Origin of the sequence: Ancylobacter radicis, assembly GCF_018449475.1 — a bacterium.
GTDB lineage: Bacteria > Pseudomonadota > Alphaproteobacteria > Rhizobiales > Xanthobacteraceae > Ancylobacter > Ancylobacter radicis.
In genome coordinates this window covers 26,401-44,608 of the sequence record NZ_JAHCQH010000004.1, presented here as the reverse complement: position 1 = coordinate 44,608, position 18,208 = coordinate 26,401, and the positions used below count along the sequence as shown (strand labels likewise).

Annotated in this window: 18 protein-coding genes; 10 read left to right on the top strand and 8 right to left on the bottom strand. The window is 68.6% G+C overall.

The genetic code is table 11. The annotated features are described in order from the left end of the window. Positions 1–29: 29 nt before the first annotated feature. The 3 genes from KIP89_RS00460 to KIP89_RS00450 form a co-directional block, all read right to left on the bottom strand. A complete protein-coding gene (locus KIP89_RS00460; protein WP_213753452.1) occupies positions 30–338 on the bottom strand; it encodes an AzlD family protein in 309 nt (102 codons plus the stop codon). Between the two features lie 7 nt (positions 339–345). Next, the gene (locus KIP89_RS00455) at positions 346–996 is read right to left on the bottom strand and encodes an AzlC family ABC transporter permease (protein ID WP_250152093.1); all 651 of its coding nucleotides are present in this window, start codon (positions 994–996) and stop codon (positions 346–348) included. 115 nt (positions 997–1,111) lie between these two features. After that, positions 1,112–1,567 carry a GatB/YqeY domain-containing protein gene (locus KIP89_RS00450; protein ID WP_213753450.1) on the bottom strand — a complete coding sequence of 152 codons (456 nt, stop codon included), beginning with the start codon at positions 1,565–1,567 and terminating at the stop codon, positions 1,112–1,114. Positions 1,568–1,809: 242 nt separating this feature from the next. Here KIP89_RS00450 and carA point away from each other — a divergent pair, with 242 nt between their 5' ends. Then, complete coding sequence (gene carA, locus KIP89_RS00445) at positions 1,810–3,015, top strand: glutamine-hydrolyzing carbamoyl-phosphate synthase small subunit (protein WP_213753449.1); 1,206 nt, start codon at positions 1,810–1,812, stop codon at positions 3,013–3,015. A gap of 74 nt (positions 3,016–3,089) precedes the next feature. Here carA and KIP89_RS00440 read toward each other — a convergent pair whose 3' ends face one another. Then, positions 3,090–3,842 carry an SDR family oxidoreductase gene (locus KIP89_RS00440; RefSeq protein WP_213753448.1) on the bottom strand — a complete coding sequence of 251 codons (753 nt, stop codon included), beginning with the start codon at positions 3,840–3,842 and terminating at the stop codon, positions 3,090–3,092. 107 nt (positions 3,843–3,949) lie between these two features. Here KIP89_RS00440 and KIP89_RS00435 point away from each other — a divergent pair, with 107 nt between their 5' ends. The 7 genes from KIP89_RS00435 to KIP89_RS00405 all read left to right on the top strand — a co-directional run bounded on the left by KIP89_RS00435 (position 3,950) and on the right by KIP89_RS00405 (position 12,997). Further along, on the top strand, positions 3,950–4,369 hold the full coding sequence (locus KIP89_RS00435; RefSeq protein ID WP_213753447.1) for a winged helix-turn-helix transcriptional regulator: 420 nt from the start codon (positions 3,950–3,952) through the stop codon (positions 4,367–4,369). 60 nt (positions 4,370–4,429) lie between these two features. After that, the gene (locus tag KIP89_RS00430) at positions 4,430–5,644 is read left to right on the top strand and encodes a putative DNA modification/repair radical SAM protein (RefSeq protein WP_213753446.1); all 1,215 of its coding nucleotides are present in this window, start codon (positions 4,430–4,432) and stop codon (positions 5,642–5,644) included. Then, positions 5,641–7,122 (top strand): UdgX family uracil-DNA binding protein, encoded by a 1,482-nt coding sequence (locus KIP89_RS00425; RefSeq protein WP_213753445.1) that lies wholly within the window; start codon positions 5,641–5,643, stop codon positions 7,120–7,122. The genes KIP89_RS00430 and KIP89_RS00425 overlap by 4 nt, the downstream gene beginning before the upstream one ends. A gap of 53 nt (positions 7,123–7,175) precedes the next feature. Then, positions 7,176–7,673 (top strand): cupin domain-containing protein, encoded by a 498-nt coding sequence (locus KIP89_RS00420; protein ID WP_250152092.1) that lies wholly within the window; start codon positions 7,176–7,178, stop codon positions 7,671–7,673. A gap of 207 nt (positions 7,674–7,880) precedes the next feature. After that, positions 7,881–11,216 (top strand): carbamoyl-phosphate synthase large subunit, encoded by a 3,336-nt coding sequence (gene carB / locus KIP89_RS00415; RefSeq protein ID WP_213753444.1) that lies wholly within the window; start codon positions 7,881–7,883, stop codon positions 11,214–11,216. 142 nt (positions 11,217–11,358) lie between these two features. After that, a complete protein-coding gene (gene greA / locus KIP89_RS00410) occupies positions 11,359–11,832 on the top strand; it encodes a transcription elongation factor GreA (RefSeq protein WP_213753443.1) in 474 nt (157 codons plus the stop codon). Positions 11,833–11,857: 25 nt separating this feature from the next. Then, on the top strand, positions 11,858–12,997 hold the full coding sequence (locus tag KIP89_RS00405; protein WP_213753442.1) for a glycosyltransferase family 4 protein: 1,140 nt from the start codon (positions 11,858–11,860) through the stop codon (positions 12,995–12,997). A 6-nt stretch (positions 12,998–13,003) separates the two neighbouring features. On the opposite strand, the gene KIP89_RS00400 is transcribed toward KIP89_RS00405, so the two are convergent. Genes KIP89_RS00400 through KIP89_RS00390 form a run of 3 tightly spaced genes read right to left on the bottom strand, consistent with a single transcriptional unit; the run spans position 13,004 to position 15,382 of the window. Beyond that, positions 13,004–13,828 (bottom strand): hypothetical protein, encoded by an 825-nt coding sequence (locus KIP89_RS00400; protein ID WP_213753441.1) that lies wholly within the window; start codon positions 13,826–13,828, stop codon positions 13,004–13,006. Then, positions 13,825–14,877 (bottom strand): ELM1/GtrOC1 family putative glycosyltransferase, encoded by a 1,053-nt coding sequence (locus KIP89_RS00395; RefSeq protein ID WP_213753440.1) that lies wholly within the window; start codon positions 14,875–14,877, stop codon positions 13,825–13,827. Before KIP89_RS00395 ends, KIP89_RS00400 begins: the two co-directional genes overlap by 4 nt. A gap of 28 nt (positions 14,878–14,905) precedes the next feature. Continuing rightward, positions 14,906–15,382 (bottom strand): Lrp/AsnC family transcriptional regulator, encoded by a 477-nt coding sequence (locus KIP89_RS00390; protein ID WP_213753439.1) that lies wholly within the window; start codon positions 15,380–15,382, stop codon positions 14,906–14,908. Between the two features lie 279 nt (positions 15,383–15,661). Between KIP89_RS00390 and trxB the strand changes: the two genes are divergently transcribed. Continuing rightward, the gene (trxB, locus tag KIP89_RS00385) at positions 15,662–16,627 is read left to right on the top strand and encodes a thioredoxin-disulfide reductase (RefSeq protein WP_369807022.1); all 966 of its coding nucleotides are present in this window, start codon (positions 15,662–15,664) and stop codon (positions 16,625–16,627) included. Between the two features lie 44 nt (positions 16,628–16,671). Further along, positions 16,672–17,565: a LysR family transcriptional regulator gene (locus KIP89_RS00380; RefSeq protein WP_213753653.1), complete on the top strand. Its 894-nt coding sequence runs from the start codon at positions 16,672–16,674 to the stop codon at positions 17,563–17,565. 4 nt (positions 17,566–17,569) lie between these two features. Here KIP89_RS00380 and KIP89_RS00375 read toward each other — a convergent pair whose 3' ends face one another. Beyond that, on the bottom strand, positions 17,570–18,079 hold the full coding sequence (locus tag KIP89_RS00375; protein WP_369807010.1) for a DUF2380 domain-containing protein: 510 nt from the start codon (positions 18,077–18,079) through the stop codon (positions 17,570–17,572). Positions 18,080–18,208: the final 129 nt, after the last annotated feature.

The following is an 18,208-nucleotide window of genomic DNA, read 5'->3' as shown; positions in this document are numbered from 1 at the left end:
TGGCCGGGCACCCGCCCGGCCCCCAGCCCTCAGCTCGCCCCCATAGAGGCGCGCCACAGCGCCGCCGCGAGGATGCCCAGCGCAATGGCCGGCAGCGCCTTGCGCAACACCAGCCGGGCGAGCACGGCGACGCCGACCGCGACATAGCCCTCCGGCCCGCCGCGCACCGTTGCCGGCACCACCAGCGCGACCAGCACTGCCCCGGCCAGATAGCGCAGGAAGCTCTCGGTGCGGGCCGACATCGGCACGAAGCCGACGAGAAAAATGCCGCCAGCCCGCGTCGCATAGGTGACGAGGGCCATGGCGAAGACGACGAGAAGGGCCTGCGTGGTGGTCATGTTCGCGTCAACCAGGCCGTTTGATTTCGTCGCGCAGGAGACCCGCGAGGCCCCCCGCAAGCCCACCGACCATGACGTGCCAGTTCGGCGGCAGGAACCACACCGCGCCCATGGCCGCGAGCCCGGCCACCAGCCAGGGCAGATCGTCCACCCGCCCCCGCCGCAGCCCGACCAGCGTGGTGGCGAAGAACGCCACCAGCACGAGGTCGAGCGCGTAGGTTTTCACATCATCCAGCGTAAGTCCGCCAGCGACCGCGCCGATAACCGTCGCCGCCACCCAGGTCGCCCACATCAGCAGTCCGCCGCCGACGAGATAGCCGAGATCGCGCTCGCCCTTGCGCTCGGCGGCGATCAGCGCCGCCCAGTTGAGGTCGCTCAACAGCGTCATCGCCCCATAGACTTTCCACGGCGCCAGCCCCCGGCATAAGGCCCGCAGCGAGGCGCCGAGCAGGATGTGCCGGGCATTGATGGCAAAGGTCGCCACCAGCAGCGGCAGCCACGGCACCGGCGTTGTCCACAGATCCAGCACCGCGAACTGCGCCGCCCCGGCGAAGACGACGACGCTCATCAGCGCCGCCAGCCAGCCCTCAAGCCCGGCACCGCGCGCGGCAATGCCAAAGGCGACGCCGAACACGAAGACCGGCGGGAGGACGGCCATGATCGCGCGCGCCCCGCGCCAGCACCCCGCCCAGGTCAGCGTGGCCGGCGCGGGCTCTTGGGGGGCTAGGGACATGGCGATAATGTGCGTAAGGGAATTGGCCAGACGCCTCGGCTTAGGCCGTCAGCAGCGTCTTCACCGTGCCGCTCGCCTTGCCGAAATCCATCACGCCCGTATAGCGTTCCTTGAGCGCGGCCATGGTGCGGCCCATGTCTTTGAGCCCATGCGCGTCGATCTCGGCGATCACGGCGGCGATGGCGGCCTGCGATTCGGCCTCGCTCATCTGCGCGGGCAGGAAGCCCTGAATGATGACGATTTCCTCGCGCTCCTGCGTGGAGAGATCGGCGCGGCCGGCTTCCTCATAGACCTTCGCCGATTCCTCGCGCTGCTTGATCATCTTGGTCAGCAGGCCGAGCAGGTCGTCGTCGGACAGCGGGTCCTTGCCATGGCCGCGCGCCTCGATGTCGCGATCCTTGATCGCCGCATTGATGAGACGCAGCGTGCCGAGACGGCGCTTGTCGCCCGCCTTCATGGATTCTTTCAGCGAGGTGTTGATATCGTCGCGCAGCACGGTGTCCGCCTTTTCTTCATGTCCGCAAGCCAGCCCGGCCGGAACCCTGTTCCGTGCCTGCCATGCCCTCGCGAACCGCTTGTTGATCCGCCCAAAAACCCGGGGCCGCCGCATCGAGGGGCGCATGACCGCGTTTTTCCCGCAGCCATCCGCTTGACGAGGGACAGATGCGCAGCCTCAAGGCTGGCGTCCGGCGCGGCGACCGACTAATTAGGGCACACAACGACAGGGAACAAGATCAGATGAGCGGTAGCGCTGAACAGCTCTCCGGCGGGGACGTGTGGGCCGAGCCCCTTCCGACCGCCCTTCTCGTGCTCGCCGATGGCACCGTCCTCGAAGGCTTCGGTCTGGGCGCCACCGGCCAGGCGGTCGGCGAGGTGTGCTTCAACACGGCGATGACGGGATATCAGGAAGTGCTGACCGATCCGTCCTATGCCGGACAGATCATCACCTTCACCTTCCCCCATATCGGCAATGTCGGCACCAATGAGGACGACATCGAGACCATCTCGATGGCCGGCGCCTCGGGCGTGCGCGGCGTGGTGCTGCATTCGGCGATCACCGATCCGTCGAATTACCGCGCCACCCGCCATTTCGACCTGTGGCTGAAGGCCCGCGGCATCATCGCCATTTCCGGCATCGACACCCGCGCGCTGACCGCGCTGATCCGCGACAAGGGGATGCCCAATGCGGTGATCGCCCATGCGCCGGACGGCATATTCGATGTCGAGGCGCTGAAGCAGGAAGCGGCCGCGTGGCCGGGTCTTGTCGGCATGGACCTCGTGCCGATGGTCACCAGCGCCCAGCGTTTCAGCTGGGACGAGACCCCCTGGCAGTGGCCGGAAGGCTATGGCCAGCAGACCACCCCGGTGCATCATGTGGTCGCCATCGATTACGGCATCAAGCGCAACATCCTACGCCTGCTCGCCCGCGCCGGCTGCAAGGTGACCGTGCTGCCGGCCACCGCCACCTCCGAGGAGGTGCTGGCGCTGAACCCGGACGGGGTGTTCCTCTCCAACGGCCCCGGCGATCCGGCGGCGACCGGCGAATATGCCGTGCCGGTGATTCGCGACATCATCGAGCGCGGCATCCCGACCTTCGGCATCTGCCTCGGCCATCAGATGCTCGGGCTCGCCGTGGGCGGGCGCACGATGAAGATGCATCAGGGCCATCACGGCGCGAACCATCCGGTCAAGGACATGACCACCGGCAAGGTCGAGATCACCTCGATGAATCACGGCTTCGCGGTCGATCGCGACAGCCTGCCGGCCACCGCGCGCGAAACCCATGTCTCGCTGTTCGACGGCTCTAATGCCGGCATCGAGTTGACCGACAAGCCGGTGTTCTCGGTGCAGTACCACCCGGAAGCCAGCCCCGGCCCGCAGGACAGCCACTATCTGTTCGACCGCTTCGTCGAGCTGATCGCCAAGACCAAAAAGGCCGCGTGACCTTCGGGCGGCCTCGCCGCCTTGACGCGCACCAATGAAAAGGCCGGGAGCGGCGCCGCTCCCGGCCTTTGTTGTCAGAAGAGTTCGTTGAGCCGCGCGAAGACCGTGGCGTACTCGCCCCGCGCCTCCGCCCCGCGCAGGAAGCCGACCCGCTCCACGCAGATTTCCGGTCCGTGCGGATGCGCCTTCAGCAGCGCCATCACCTCGGCGATGAAGGCGTCGAGCGGCATCGAATTGGGGTTCTGCGCATGGCCGGGCATGAGATCGGTGGCCACCCCCGGCGGCACGATCTCGATCACGTCGACGCTGGTCTGCGCAAGCTGCGCCCGCAGCGCCTCGCTCCAGGAATGGATCGCCGCCTTGGTGGCGTTATAGGTCGGGGTGGCGACCAGCGGCACGAAGGCAAGGCCCGAGGAGACGGTGAGAATGCTCGCCGCCTCGCGCCGCTTGAGATGGGGCAGCAGCGCCGCGGTGAGGCGGATCGGCCCGAGCAGGTTGGTGGCGATGATCGCTTCCGGCACGGCGAGGTCGACCGGCTCGGCGGTCAGATCCTCGACGATCATGATGCCGGCATTGTGCACGACGGCGTTCAGCTCCGGCACCTCGCGGACGATCTGCGCCGCGAAGGCGGTGATGGCGGCCGGATCGGCGACATCGAGGACGCGCCACTCCATGCCCGGATGGGCCGCGACCGTCTCCTTCAGCGCCGCCTCGCGCCGGCCGGTGATGATGATGCGATTGCCCTCGCGATGGAGGGCGCCGGCCAGCGCCCGGCCGATGCCGGCATTGCCGCCGGTGATGAGAATGGTGTTGCCGCTGATGTTCATGTCCGTGCCTCGTAGATTGGGTTGCACCGGACAGGAGAGCTAAGGTAGTCACTCTCCTATGGAAAGTAGGCACTAAAACGTTTTGTACTTACCTGAAAGAGAGTGTCATGACGGCTCCCCTGACCGCCCCCGAGACCGCCAGCGCCGCCACCGACAGCCGGACGGACGACCTCGACCCCCGCGTCGAGGCGCTGGTGAATGAGGTGATCGGCCGCGTCGCCGACAAATGGACGATGATCGTGCTGGAGGTGCTCACCGAGCATGGTGAACTGCGCTTCACCCGCATCGGCCAGCTTGCCGGCGGCATCAGCCAGAAGATGCTGACCCAGACGCTGCGGCAGATGGAGCGTGACGGGCTGGTGGTGCGCACCGTGCACCCGGTCATCCCGCCCCATGTCGAGTACCGCCTCACCGATCTCGGCTACACGCTCAGCGAGGCGTTCTGCGGGGTGTGGCGATGGGCGGAAGCCAATCTTGAGAGGATCGAGACCGCCCGCGCCGCCTTCGATGCGCGCGCCGCACGGTAGCCGGGCGGGACTTGACCCACAGGAATGAGAACATAAAGTGAACGCGGAAGGAGCCTCCGCGTGGACGACACTCTCAGGACCAAGCTCGGCATTCTGGCCGACGCCGCCAAATATGATGCCTCCTGCGCCTCCTCCGGCGGGCGCGGGCGTAAGGCGGCGAGGGACGGCATCGGCTCCACCACGGGCGCCGGCATCTGCCATTCCTACACGCCGGACGGGCGCTGCGTGTCGCTGCTGAAAATCCTGCTGACCAATTACTGCCTGTTCGACTGCGCCTATTGCATCAACCGCCGCTCCTCCAATGTGGAGCGGGCGCGCCTTTCGGTGGACGAGGTGGTGCGCATCACGCTCGGCTTCTACAAGCGCAACTATATCGAGGGGCTGTTCCTCTCCTCCGGCATCATCCGCTCGCCCGACCATACGATGGAGCAGATGATGCTGGTCGCCCGCACGCTGCGGCAGGCGCATGGCTTTGCCGGCTATATCCACCTCAAGGCCATTCCCGAGGCCAGCCCCTGGCTGGTCGAACAGGCGGGGCTGTGGGCGGACCGGCTCTCGGTGAATATCGAGCTCGCCTCCGACATCAGCCTGAAGGCGCTGGCGCCGGAGAAGGACGCGCCCGGCATCAAGGCGACGATGGGCCAGATGCAGGAACGCATGCTGGAGGCCAAGGAAGAACGCCGCCGCTTCGCCCCGGCCGGCCAGAGCACGCAGATGATCGTCGGCGCCGACGACACCACGGACGAGACGGTGCTGCGCACCAGCGCCGGGCTCTATGGCGGCTACGGGCTGAAGCGGGTCTATTATTCCGCCTTCAGCCCGATCCCGGAAGCAAGCCGCGTATTGCCGGTCAAGGCCGCCCCGCTGCGCCGCGAAAACCGGCTCTATCAGGCGGACTGGCTGCTGCGCTTCTACGGCTTCACGGTCGAGGAAATCACCGCCGGCGGCAGCGCCGGGATGCTCGATCTCGACATCGACCCCAAGCTCGCCTGGGCGCCGAAGCACCGGGAACGCTTTCCGGTGGATGTGAACGGCGCCGACCGGGAACTCCTGCTGCGCGTGCCCGGCCTTGGCGCGCGGGCGGTCGACCGCATCCTGCGGGCGCGGCGCCAGACACGGCTGACGCTGGACGATATCGGCCGGCTGAGCACCGGGGTGAAGCGGGCCCGCGCCTTCCTCATCACCGCCGATCATCACCCGCTGAAGCTCACCGACCGTTCGGATTTGCGCGAGCGCCTCGCCCCGCCGGCCCGTCAGCTGGAGCTGTTCGCGTGAGCACGGCACGGGCGCTCGGCGCGGTTGAGACGGAAAGCGTCGCGTTGGCCTATGGCGCCGATCGGGCGGGTTTCCGCCGCGCGGTGCGCCGGCTCGTCGCGGCGCGCGTGCCGCCCGATCAGGTGGTCTGGCGGATGCGCGAGCCGGGCGAGGCGGAGGGCGCGCCCGCCGCCGACCTGTTCGGCGCGACGGCCACGCCGGACGTGGGCGACGAGGCCGGCCAGACCCCGGCCCTTGCCGTGCCGCGCGCGGCGGGCGAGATCGCGGATCTCGTGCTCTGCCATCACGACACCGACCGCTTCGCCCGGTTGTACTCATTGATCTGGCGGATCGCCCAGGGCGAGCGGCGGCTCGCCGACAACCCGGCCGACCCGCTGGTGCACCGCCTGTCGCTGATGGCGAAATCGGTGCGGCGCGACATCCACAAGATGCACGCCTTCGTGCGCTTCCGCGCGCTGGGCGTGGAGAGCGGGCGCGAGCGGTTCATCGCCTGGTTCGAGCCGGAGCATTTCATCGTCGAGGCGGCCGCGCCCTTCTTCCGCACGCGCTTTCCGGCGATGGACTGGGCCATCCTGACGCCGCTGGGCACGGTCGGCTGGGACGGGCAGGCGCTCGCCTTCGGCCCGCCCGCCGCGCGCCCGCCTCTGCCGGAGGCCGACGGCTTCGAGGAGGGCTGGCTCGCCTATTACGCCAGCGCCTTCAACCCGGCCCGCGCCAACCCGGTGATGATGCGCACGGAAATGCCCAGGAAATACTGGGCCAACCTGCCGGAGGCCCGGCTGATCCCCGCATTGCTGGAGAGCGCACCGGCCCGCGTCGCGGCGATGATCGAGCGGGAGGCGCAGGCGCCGCGCAAGCGCGATCCCGCCAAGGCCGTCGCCGCCATGGCACGGCAGGCCCCATCGAGCCTGGCCGAGCTGAACGCGCTGATCCGCGCCACGCCCGCCTTCGTGCCCGGCGGCACAAACGCCGTGCTCGGCGAGGGGCCGGTGGGCGCGGCACTGGCGCTGGTCGGCGAGCAGCCCGGCGACCGGGAGGATATCGAGGGCCGCCCCTTTGTCGGCCCCGCCGGGCAGTTGCTCATGAAGGCACTGGCGCAGGCCGGGCTCGACCGCGAGCGGCTCTATCTCACCAATGCGGTGAAGCACTTCAAATTCGCCCCGCGTGGCAAGAGGCGCCTGCACCAGACCCCGACCGCGGGCGAGGTGAAGCACTATCGCTGGTGGCTGGACGCCGAGCTTGGTTTCGTGCGCCCGCGCCTCGTCGTCGCGCTCGGCGCCACGGCGGCGCTGGCACTCTCGGGTGAGGCGGTCGCGGTGACGACGCAACGTGGCCCCAGACCGCTCGGCCGTCATCCGGGCTTCGTCACCCTCCATCCATCCTACCTCCTGCGCCTGCCCGACCCGGTCGCGCAGGCGCAGGGCTTCGCGGCTCTGGTGGCGGACCTGCGGCAGGCGCGCGAACTCGCCGGCGCGTGAGCCGGGGAACCGCCCTCCCGGGCGGCGGTTAGCCCGAGGAGGAGGAGATGCCGATGATCGAGCCACAGACCCGTCTGTTCCCGCCGTCCCAGGGCGTGCCGAACAACCCGGCCCTGCCCGTGCTGATCTACCGGGCCGCGCTGCCGGCCGATGCCGGCGCCATCGAGACCCATGTGAACGCCAATGGCTGGGAGTGCCGCTGGCGCAACGGCATTTTCGACTACCATCACTTCCACAGCACCGCCCATGAGGCGCTGATGGTGGCGAGCGGGCGGGCCCGCGTGCAGATTGGCGGCGAGGACGGCGACACAATCGAGATCGCCGCCGGGGACGCATTGGTGCTGCCCGCCGGCACCGGCCACAGGCGGCTGACCGCCAGCGGCGACTTCCTCATCGTCGGCGCCTACCCGCCCGGCCAGGACTACCAGATCGAGCGCCCGGAGGCGGCGGACCTGCCGCGCGCGTTCGCCGCCATCGCCCGCGTGCCCCTTCCGTCCAGCGACCCAGTCGGCGGCGCGGCGGGTCCGCTGACGCGGCTGTGGAAGGGCTGATCCGCCTGCCGCACGGCCGCCATGCGCCGCGTGCAGGCCGGTTTTGCGCCCGGCCCTTCCCCCCTGCGGGAATCTGGTTTAAGGGAAGCCGCAATTGCGGGGGCAAACTCCGCCCAGAAAGTTCAATCCGGGTCCGCCCAAGGACGCGTTGCGCAACGCGTCCTTTTTCGTGCGCCCGGACCAATTGCGCGAGCCGCACGGGATCCGATGCCGAAACGCACAGATATCTCCACCATCCTCATCATCGGCGCCGGCCCCATCGTTATCGGCCAGGCCTGCGAGTTCGACTATTCCGGCACCCAGGCGTGCAAGACGCTGAAGGCCGAGGGCTACCGCGTGGTCCTGGTCAACTCCAATCCGGCGACGATCATGACCGACCCGGATCTGGCGGACGCCACCTATATCGAGCCGATCACACCGGAGATCGTCGCCAAGATCATCGCCAAGGAGCGCCACGCCATCCCCGGCGGCTTCGCGCTGCTGCCGACCATGGGCGGCCAGACCGCGCTCAACTGCGCGCTGTCGCTGCGCAAAATGGGCGTGCTGGACGAGTTTGACGTCGAGATGATCGGCGCCACCGCCGAGGCCATCGACAAGGCCGAGGACCGCGAGCTGTTCCGCAACGCGATGACCAAGATCGGTCTCGACACGCCGCGCTCGCGCCAGATCAAGACCCTGCCGCAGGCGCTGGAAGCGCTGGAAGAGATCGGCCTGCCGGTCATCATCCGCCCGAGCTTCACCATGGGCGGGCTCGGCGGCGGCATCGCCTACAACAAGTCCGAATATATCGAGATCATCGAGCGCGGCATCGACGCCTCCCCCACCAATGAAGTGCTGGTGGAAGAGAGCGTGCTGGGCTGGAAGGAATACGAGATGGAGGTCGTCCGCGACAAGGCGGACAACTGCATCATCATCTGCTCGATCGAGAACATCGACCCGATGGGCGTCCACACCGGCGACTCCATCACCGTCGCGCCGGCGCTGACGCTGACCGACAAGGAATACCAGATCATGCGCGACGCCTCGCTGGCGGTGCTGCGCGAGATCGGCGTCGAGACCGGCGGCTCCAACGTGCAGTTCGCCATCGACCCGGAATCGGGCCGCATGATCGTCATCGAGATGAACCCGCGTGTCTCGCGCTCCTCGGCGCTCGCCTCCAAGGCGACCGGCTTCCCGATCGCCAAGGTCGCCGCGCGCCTTGCCGTCGGCTACACGCTGGACGAGATCGCCAACGACATCACCGGCGGGGCGACGCCTGCCTCGTTCGAGCCGACCATCGACTATGTCGTCACCAAGATCCCGCGCTTCGCCTTCGAGAAGTTCCCCGGCGCCGAGCCGACGCTGACCACCTCGATGAAGTCGGTCGGCGAGGCGATGGCGATCGGCCGCACCTTCCAGGAGTCGCTACAAAAGGCGCTGCGCTCGCTGGAGACGGGCCTCACCGGCCTCGACGAGATCGAGATCGAGGGCCTCGGCCAGGGCGACGACAAGAACGCCATCCGCGCCGCCATCGGCACCCCGACCCCGGACCGGCTGCTGAATGTCGCGCAGGCGATGCGCCTCGGCCTCGACAATGAGGCGATCCACGCCGGCTGCAAGATCGACCCCTGGTTCCTCGACCAGATCCGCGAGATCGTCGACATGGAAGCCAAAGTCCGCGCGCACGGCCTGCCGACCACCGCCGGCGCCTTCCGCCGCCTCAAATCCATGGGCTTCTCCGATTCGCGCCTCGCCGGCCTCGCCCGGCTCTCCGAGGCCGAGGTCGCCGAGCGCCGCCGCGCGCTCGATGTGCGCCCGGTCTACAAGCGTATCGACACCTGCGCGGCCGAGTTCGCATCGCCCACCGCCTATATGTACTCCTCCTACGAGACCCCCTTCGCCGGGGTGATGGCGGATGAATCCCGCCCCACCGGCGCCAAGAAGGTGGCGATCCTCGGCGGCGGGCCAAACCGCATCGGCCAGGGCATCGAGTTCGATTATTGCTGCTGCCATGCCGCCTTCGCGCTGAAGGATGCCGGGTACGAGACCATCATGGTCAACTGCAACCCGGAGACGGTGTCGACCGATTACGACACCTCGGACCGGCTCTATTTCGAGCCGCTGACCGCCGAGGACGTGCTCGAAGTGCTGGAGCGCGAGCGGTCCAACGGCACGCTGCACGGCGTGATCGTGCAGTTCGGCGGCCAGACCCCGCTGAAGCTCGCCCGCGCGCTGGAAGAGGCGGATATCCCGATCCTCGGCACCTCGCCGGAAGCCATCGACCTCGCCGAGGACCGCGACCGGTTCAAGACGCTGCTCGACAAGCTCAAGCTGCGCCAGCCGGCCAACGGCATCGCCTATTCGGTCGAGCAGGCCCGTCTCGTCACCGCCGATCTCGGCTATCCGCTGGTCGTGCGCCCCTCCTATGTGCTGGGCGGGCGGGCGATGCAGATCATCCGCGAGGAAAGCCAGCTCGGCGACTATCTGCTGGAGACCCTGCCGGGCCTGGTGCCGAACGACATCAAGGCGCGCTACCCGAACGACAAGACCGGCCAGATCAACACGCTGCTCGGCAAGAACCCGCTGCTGTTCGACCGCTATCTGTCGGACGCCATCGAGGTGGACGTGGACTGCCTCGCCGATGGCAAGGACACCTTCATCTGCGGCATCATGGAGCACATCGAGGAAGCCGGCATCCATTCGGGTGATTCGGCCTGCTCGCTGCCGCCCTATTCGCTGCAGCCGGAGATGATCGCCGAACTGGAGGCGCAAACCCGCAAGATGGCGCTGGCGCTCGGCGTCGGCGGCCTGATGAACGTCCAGTACGCCATCAAGGACGGCAAGATCTACGTGCTGGAAGTGAACCCGCGCGCCTCGCGCACGGTGCCCTTCGTCGCCAAGGTGATCGGCCAGCCGATCGCCAAGATCGCCGCCCGCGTGATGGCGGGCGAGAGCCTCGCCTCCTTCGGCCTCACCCCGTTCCGCGGCGACCATGTGGCGGTGAAGGAAGCGGTGTTCCCGTTCGCCCGCTTCCCCGGCGTCGACACGGTGCTCGGCCCGGAGATGCGCTCCACCGGCGAGGTGATGGGCCTCGACAAGTCCTTCGCGGTGGCCTTCGCCAAGAGCCAGCTCGGCGGCGGCACCAAGGTGCCGACCTCGGGCACGGTGTTCATCTCGCTGCGCGAGGAAGACAAGCCGCGCATCCTCGACACCGCGCGGCTGCTGGTCTCGCTCGGTTTCAAGATCATCGCCACCTCGGGCACGCAGCGTTTCCTCGCCGCGCATGCCATTGCCAGCGACAGCATCAACAAGGTGCTGGAAGGCCGGCCGCACATCGTCGACGCCATCAAGAATGGCGGCGTGCAGCTTGTGTTCAACACCACGGAAGGCGCGCAGGCGCTGGCGGATTCCCGTTCGCTGCGGCGCGCCGCCCTCTTGCATAAAGTGCCGTATTACACCACCCTGTCCGGAGCGATTGCAGCGGCGCGCGGGATCAAGGCTTATATCGGCGGCGATCTGGAAGTGCGGGCCCTGCAGGACTATTTCAGCTCCGAGCGTTCCTGATCGCGCCAGTAGGCGCGTCGGGACGCATGTGAACGACGGATGACAATTGAGCCTGTCGCGGACGGCTTGCCACTCCCTTTAAGGGGAAACGGCAAGCCCCTGCGGGGGCTCCATTTGCTTTTGGGAGGTCAAGAAAAGACCAATGGAAAAATTTCCGATGACCGCTGGGGGCTATCAGGCCCTGGAAGTTGAACTCAAGCAGCGCCAGCAGGTCGAACGCCCCCGCATCATCAGTGCCATCTCCGAGGCGCGCGACCATGGCGACCTCTCCGAGAATGCGGAATATCACGCGGCGAAGGAGCAGCAGGCGCTGAACGAGGGCCGGATCGCCGAGCTTGAGGACAAGCTCTCGCGCGCCGAGATCATCGACGTGGCCAAGCTCAGCGGCGATGTCGTCAAGTTCGGCGCCACGGTGACGCTGATCGACGAGGACACCGAGGAAGAGCGCATCTGGCAGATCGTCGGCGACATGGAAGCCGATGCCAAGGCGGGGCGCATCTCCATCTCCTCGCCGATGGCGCGCGCGCTGATCGGCAAGAAGTGCGGCACCTCTGTGGAGGTGGTCACCCCCAAGGGCGCCCGCTCCTACGAGATCGCCCACGTGCGCTTCGCCTGAGCACGCCGCCCCGCGCGGCCACGCCATGAACCCGAACGCCCCCTCCCCCGGAACCCCGCTCGACCGAAGCCGGCATCACGAAAGCCGGTCTCATGAGGGCGGGTCCGATGAAAGCTGGCCCGACGGCATCGTTGCCGTCGCGCCGAGCTTCAAGAAGCGATTCTCGGGAGTGGTCGCCACGGTGATCGGCGTGGTCCCGGCGCAGGCCCGGCACATCGCCATCCGCGCGCTCGGGCCGCTGCCGGCCCGCGTGCCGCAGCTCCGCTGGCGCGTGTTCCGTCTGGGCAGCTGGCGCCGCCCCTCGCAGCGCCGCTGGCGCATCTGGCATGCGCGCCGCGACACCGAAATGATGGTCGGCATCCTGCTGCGCGATCTGCTGCGCCAGCCCTGGAAGCTGGTCTTCACCTCGGCCGCGCAGAAGCGGCACGGGCCTTTCCTGCGCTTCCTAATCGCCCGCATGGACCGGGTGATCGCCACCTCGCCGCAGGCCGCCTCCTATCTCGACGTGCCCTCGACCGTGGTGATGCACGGCGTCGATACCGACACCTACCATCCCGCCCCGGACCGTGCGGCCGCCTGGGCCGCGACAGGGCTGCCGGGCCGCCACGGCATCGGCGTGTTCGGCCGCGTCCGCTACCAGAAGGGGCAGGACCTGTTCGTCGAGGCGATGATCGAGCTGCTGCCCGCTCATCCCGACTGGACGGCGGTGGTGATCGGCCTGTCCACGCCCTCCGAACAGTCCTTTCTCACCGCCCTGAAAGCCCGCATCGCCGCCGCCGGGCTGGAGGCGCGCCTCCTTATTCTCGGCGAGCAGCCGATTGCGTCCATGCCGGGCTGGTTCCGCTGCCTCTCGGTCGCGGTCATTCCCGCGCGCTGGGAGGGCTTCGGTCTGGTGCCGATCGAGGCAATGGCCAGCGGCACGCCGGTGGTGGCCGCCCGCGCCGGCGCCGCCGCCGAGCTGGTGAGGGATGGCGAGACCGGCCATCTCGTGCCGGTGGACGATCAGGCCGCGCTCACCGCCGCCATCGCCCGGCTGATGGGCCTGGACGAGGGCGCGCGCGAGGCGGTCGGCCGCGCCGCGCGGGCCCATGTGCTGGCGGAGTATTCCATCGAGCGCGAGGCGCAGAAGATCAACGCCGTCTATGAGGAAATCTGGCGCGGCTGATCGGCGTCAGGCGTCAGGCGATCTGCCCCGCGCCGCGAAGGCCGCGCGCGTGCCTTTCAGCCCCCGCTGCCAGTAATCGCGCACCCAGTCCACCGGCCCGAAGCCCGGCCGCATCCTGGTGCCCCAGGCGCCCGCCGCGTCGCGCGCCACGTCGATCGGCTTGGGCACGCCGTGGAACACCACCAGCGCGGCCTTGCGCGGCCGGCGGATGCGCGTCGACAGGAAGTTCAGCGGGTAATGCGGCACGAGGTGCCGGCGGAACGACACGGCGAAGCCCGGCGGCAGGTAATGGCAGTTGCGCGCCTTCAGCCCGATGTAACGCTGGTCGTTCTTGGCAATGGCATAGGCCGCCTCGGGATTGGCCATAGCCTCCAGATAGAGATGGTCCTGCTCGCCCGGCCGCCAGGCGACCATGGAGCTCTGCGCGCCGCGATCCGGCCGCAGCGAGACCGGCAGCAACTCCCACACATTGGGGTTCCACTCGCGCAGCACATGCAGGCCGGGGATCGCGCGGATATGGGCGAGGATCGGGTCGAAGGAGCGCAGGATCACCACGTCGAGATCGAGGAAAACGGCGAGGTCGACGCCCTCCAGCAGCCCCGGTGTGAACATGCCGAGCTTCGGCCAGCAGCCGCCCCAGCGCAGGCCGAGCGCGCCCGTGGCGGGAAGGTCGGCGACCTCGACCTCGGGGCGCAGCCCGTCCGGCCGGTCGGTCAGGCAGATGAAGCGGAACGGCTCGCTGACATGGTCGCGCACGCCCTGATAGAGCACGTTCACATCCTCGGCCGGATAGGCCTCGCCCCATTTGAGGCAGATGAAAGCGAGACTCATGGGGCACTCCGGGCGGGTGAAAGGCCGAGCAGCGGCGCCAGCCGGGGCGCGATGGCGCGGGCGATGGCGTCGCGCGCATCCTCCGCCGGCGGCGTCAGGCGGGTGAGCGTGGCGACGAAAGCCTCGGGCGTCACGCCGGCCATCGGCAGGATGGCAAGGCTGGCCCCGTCGAGGCGCGGCCCGGCCATGCCGGCGATCACCTCATTGGCATAGGCCTTGTGCACGCGCGCCGACTTCAGCGCCACCACCGGGCGGCGGGCGGCGAGCCCTTCCGCCAGCATGGACATGGAATCCTCGGTGACCACCAGCGCGTCGGCGCCGAACAGGTCGCGCACCGAGCCGGCCCCGGCATCGCGGTAGTCGATGAACTGCGCGAGCACGCCCGCCTGCGCCAGCGCCTTGAAACGGTCCGCCACCGTGTCCGGCGTGCGGCGCGAGGTGGAGACGCGCCAGCGCACGCCATAGCGCGCCGCCAGTTCGGGCACGAAGGCGAGCAGCGCGTCCCATTCCTTCTGCGGGAACTCCCGGCGATAGGCCGAGCCGCCGATCAGCAGGCCGAGCGAGGCGCCGTCGAGGTCGCCCGCGCTCATCAGCCGGCGCGGCGCCGGGTAGGCGTCGGGATCGACCGTGCAGGGGATCGGCGCCAGCACCGCGCCGGGATCGCCCGCCTGCCGCGGCGAGGCGACCAGGCTGATCACCTGCGGCCCGGTCCGGTAGCCGCCGATCGGCCCGGCGAACACGAAGGGCACGTCGAAATGGCGTGACAGCAGCAGCCCGGCGGCGATGGTCGGCCAGCCGGAGCCGACGATCACCTGCGGCCGCGCCACCGCGTCGAGGTCGATGGCGTACATCCAGCGCAGCCAGAACCGCGCATCCCGGCCGAAGCGGCGCATGATGAATTTGCGCATGTCGCTGGTGGCGAGGCGCGCCGGGCGCACCTCCAGCCGGTCGGCCTCGATCGGGGTGAGCCGCGCCAGCGCCAGCGCCACACCCTCGGCCTGGTGGAAATGGCCGGGCTTGGCGTCGCGCAGGATGAGAACGTGCGTCACGCCGCCCCACTCCAACGCCGCCCGCCCGTCATGGCAGCGTGTTCTCCATCGGCACCACGGCCGCGTCCTTGGTCTGCTTCAGCGTCAGCGCGGTCTTCACATTGCGCACATTGGGCGCGCCGGTGAGTTCCAGCACGAAATTCTGGAAGCTGCGCAGGTCCGGGGCCACGCAGAGCAGGATGAAATCGGTCTCGCCGGACAGCATCCAGCAGGCCCGCACCAGCGGCCAGCGTTCCACCTGATCGGCGAAGGCGGTGAGGTCCCCCTCGGCCTGGCTCACCAGATGCACCATGGCGAAGGCCATCAGGTCGAAGCCGAGCTTCTTCTCGTCGAGCAGGGCGCGGTAGCCCTTGATGATGCCCTCCTCCTCCAGCGCGCGCACGCGACGCAGCGAGGGCGGGGCGGAAATGCCGACGCGCTGCGAGAGCTCCACATTGGTGATGCGGCCATCATCCTGCAATTCGCGCAGGATGTTCCAGTCGATCGCGTCGATGCGCCGAGCCACGCGGGTCCTCCGGTTCCGGCCGCGCGGGAGGGCGGCCGCCTGAGCAATTATCTTGCGCCTCCGCCCGGCGCAATGTTCCCTCTGGAAAACTAAAGGATAGACAGCCGCGCTCCCATGCCCTTCTTGCAGGAGAGGGGCTCAGTCCCTACATTTTCGCATGGCTGACCCCGGCGCCGCTTGCGGCCCGTGCCGTGTCGCCATCCGATCTGATACGTCTGCGGCGCGCGGCGACCCTCGCCCGCTCCGAAACCGAGCGAGTTTGCCATGTCGTCGGCGTCCATCCCCGCCTCCAACCACGTCAAGGTGCTGATCATCGGCTCCGGCCCGGCGGGCTATACGGCCGCCGTCTATGCCGCCCGCGCCATGCTGGAGCCGGTGCTGATCCAGGGCATCCAGCCCGGCGGCCAGCTCACCATCACCACCGATGTCGAGAATTATCCCGGCTTCGCCGATCCGATCCAGGGGCCGTGGCTGATGGAGCAGATGCAGGCCCAGGCCGAGAAGATGGGCACCCGCATCGTCAACGACATCGTCACCCGAGTGGATTTCTCCGCCCGCCCGTTCCGGCTGGAGACCGATTCCGGCACGGTGTGGATGGCCGAAACCCTGATCCTCGCCACCGGCGCGCAGGCCCGCTGGCTCGACCTGCCCTCCGAGCAGGCCTATCGCGGCCATGGCGTCTCGGCCTGCGCCACCTGCGACGGCTTCTTCTACCGGGGCAAGGAGGTCATCGTCATCGGCGGCGGCAACACCGCGGTCGAGGAGGCGCTGTTCCTCACCAATTTCGCCTCCAAGGTCACCGTGGTGCACCGGCGCGACAGCTTCCGCGCCGAGCGCATCCTGCAGGAGCGGCTGTTCGCCCACCCCAAGGTCGAGGTGGTCTGGAACGCGGCCCTGCATGAGGTGAAGGGCCAGAGCGAGCCGACCAAGGTCACCGGCGTGGTGCTCAAGGATGTCGTCACCGGCGCGCTCACCGAGCGGCCGGCGGATGGTGTGTTCATCGCCATCGGCCACGCCCCGGCGACCGATCTGGTGCAAGGCCAGCTCAAGCTGAAGCCGTCAGGCTATATCTGGACCGTCCCCTCCTCCACCCAGACCTCGGTGGAGGGCGTGTTCGCCGCCGGCGACGTCGCCGACGATGTGTTCCGTCAGGCCGTGACCGCCGCCGGCATGGGCTGCATGGCCGCGCTGGAGGCGGAGCGTTTTATCGCCGCCCGGGAGCCGCTGGCGCAGGCCGCGGAATGAGGAAGCTCTGAGCCATGGACAACAAGGCGAACCGCGCGCGCGACATGGACTGGGACAAGCTGAAAGTGTTCCACGTCGCCGCGGAGGCCGGCTCCTTCACCCATGCGGGCGAGGCGCTGGGCCTCTCGCAATCGGCGGTCAGCCGTCAGGTCTCGGCGCTGGAGCAGGAACTCAACATCCCGCTGTTTCACCGCCATGCGCGCGGTCTGATCCTGACCGAGCAGGGCGACCTGCTCTACCGCACCGCGCACGAAGTGTTCATGAAGCTGGAGGCCGCGCGGGCCAAGCTGACCGACAGTCGCGAGAAGCCGAACGGCGAATTGCGCGTCACCACCACCATGGGTCTGGGCACCCATTGGCTGACCGCGCGCATCGGCGAGTTCCTCGAACTCTATCCCGACATCCGCATCACGCTGATCCTGACCGATGACGAGCTCGACCTTGCCATGCGCGAGGCCGACGTCGCCATCCGCCTGCGCCAGCCGGTGCAGCCGGACCTGATCCAGCGCAAGCTGTTCACCGTGCATTTCCACGCCTTCGCCTCGGCCGAATATCTCAAGCGCAACGGCCACCCGCGCACGCTGGACGAGCTGGAGAAGCACCGCATCATCCTGCTCGGCGGCCCGATCCCCTCCTATTTCCAGGAGCTGAACTGGCTGGAGCGGGCGGGGCTGGAGGACGGCAAGGAAGGCCGCACGCCCTCGCTGTCCGTCAACAACGTGCTCGGCCTCAAGCGGGCCGTGGAGCGCGGCGTCGGCATCGGCATCGTGCCGGACTATCTGCTGGAGGACTCGGCGACGCTGGTACAGCTTTTCCCCGAGCGCACCACGCCGACGCTGGAGGCCTATTTCGTCTACCCGCAGGAAATGCGCTCGGTGGCCCGCATCCAGGTGTTCCGCGACTTCCTCGTCGCCAAGGCGCAACGCTGGAACTTCTGACCCCTCAGGGCGCTGGCGGGGGCAGCAGCGCCTCCGCCACCTCGCGGGCGACGAAGGACGCGGCATAGGCCCAGCCGGTATCGCTGTCGCCGCGAAAGCTCAGCATCCGGTCCATCGTCATCTGCCCGCTGCCAGTGTCGAGAACGGACACCCGCAGCAGCGCCACGGCAGCGCCGATCCGGCGGACGCTCCCCACCAGTACGTGGCTGGCACCAGCCGCATGGGCGCGGCGGCGCAGCGCTTCCACTCCCGCCGCATCGAAATTGCAGGTGCCCTTGCAGGCGAGCGGCACGACGACGAGATTGCCGCCCTCGCCCGCCTCGCGGATGATCGCCGCGGTAACGGCATGCCCGCGCGCCTCATCCTCGGCGGCATCGCTCCCCTCGCCGGAAAAATTCACCAGGCCGATCTCGGCCACGGCCAGCACCGGCACCCCGGCCCGCGCCACGGCCGGCGCAAGGGTGACACCCAGCAGCAGCGCGCATAGCAGGATGACGGATGCCGCCCCGGACACCGCGCGGCATGGCACCGGGGCCGCCGCGACAGGTGCAGTGTCACATGATGAGGCTCTGAACGCGCAAACGACCACGGCACCCTCCCTGGCTGCACTGCCCCAGGGAAACCTAGCGTGGTACGCGGTTCC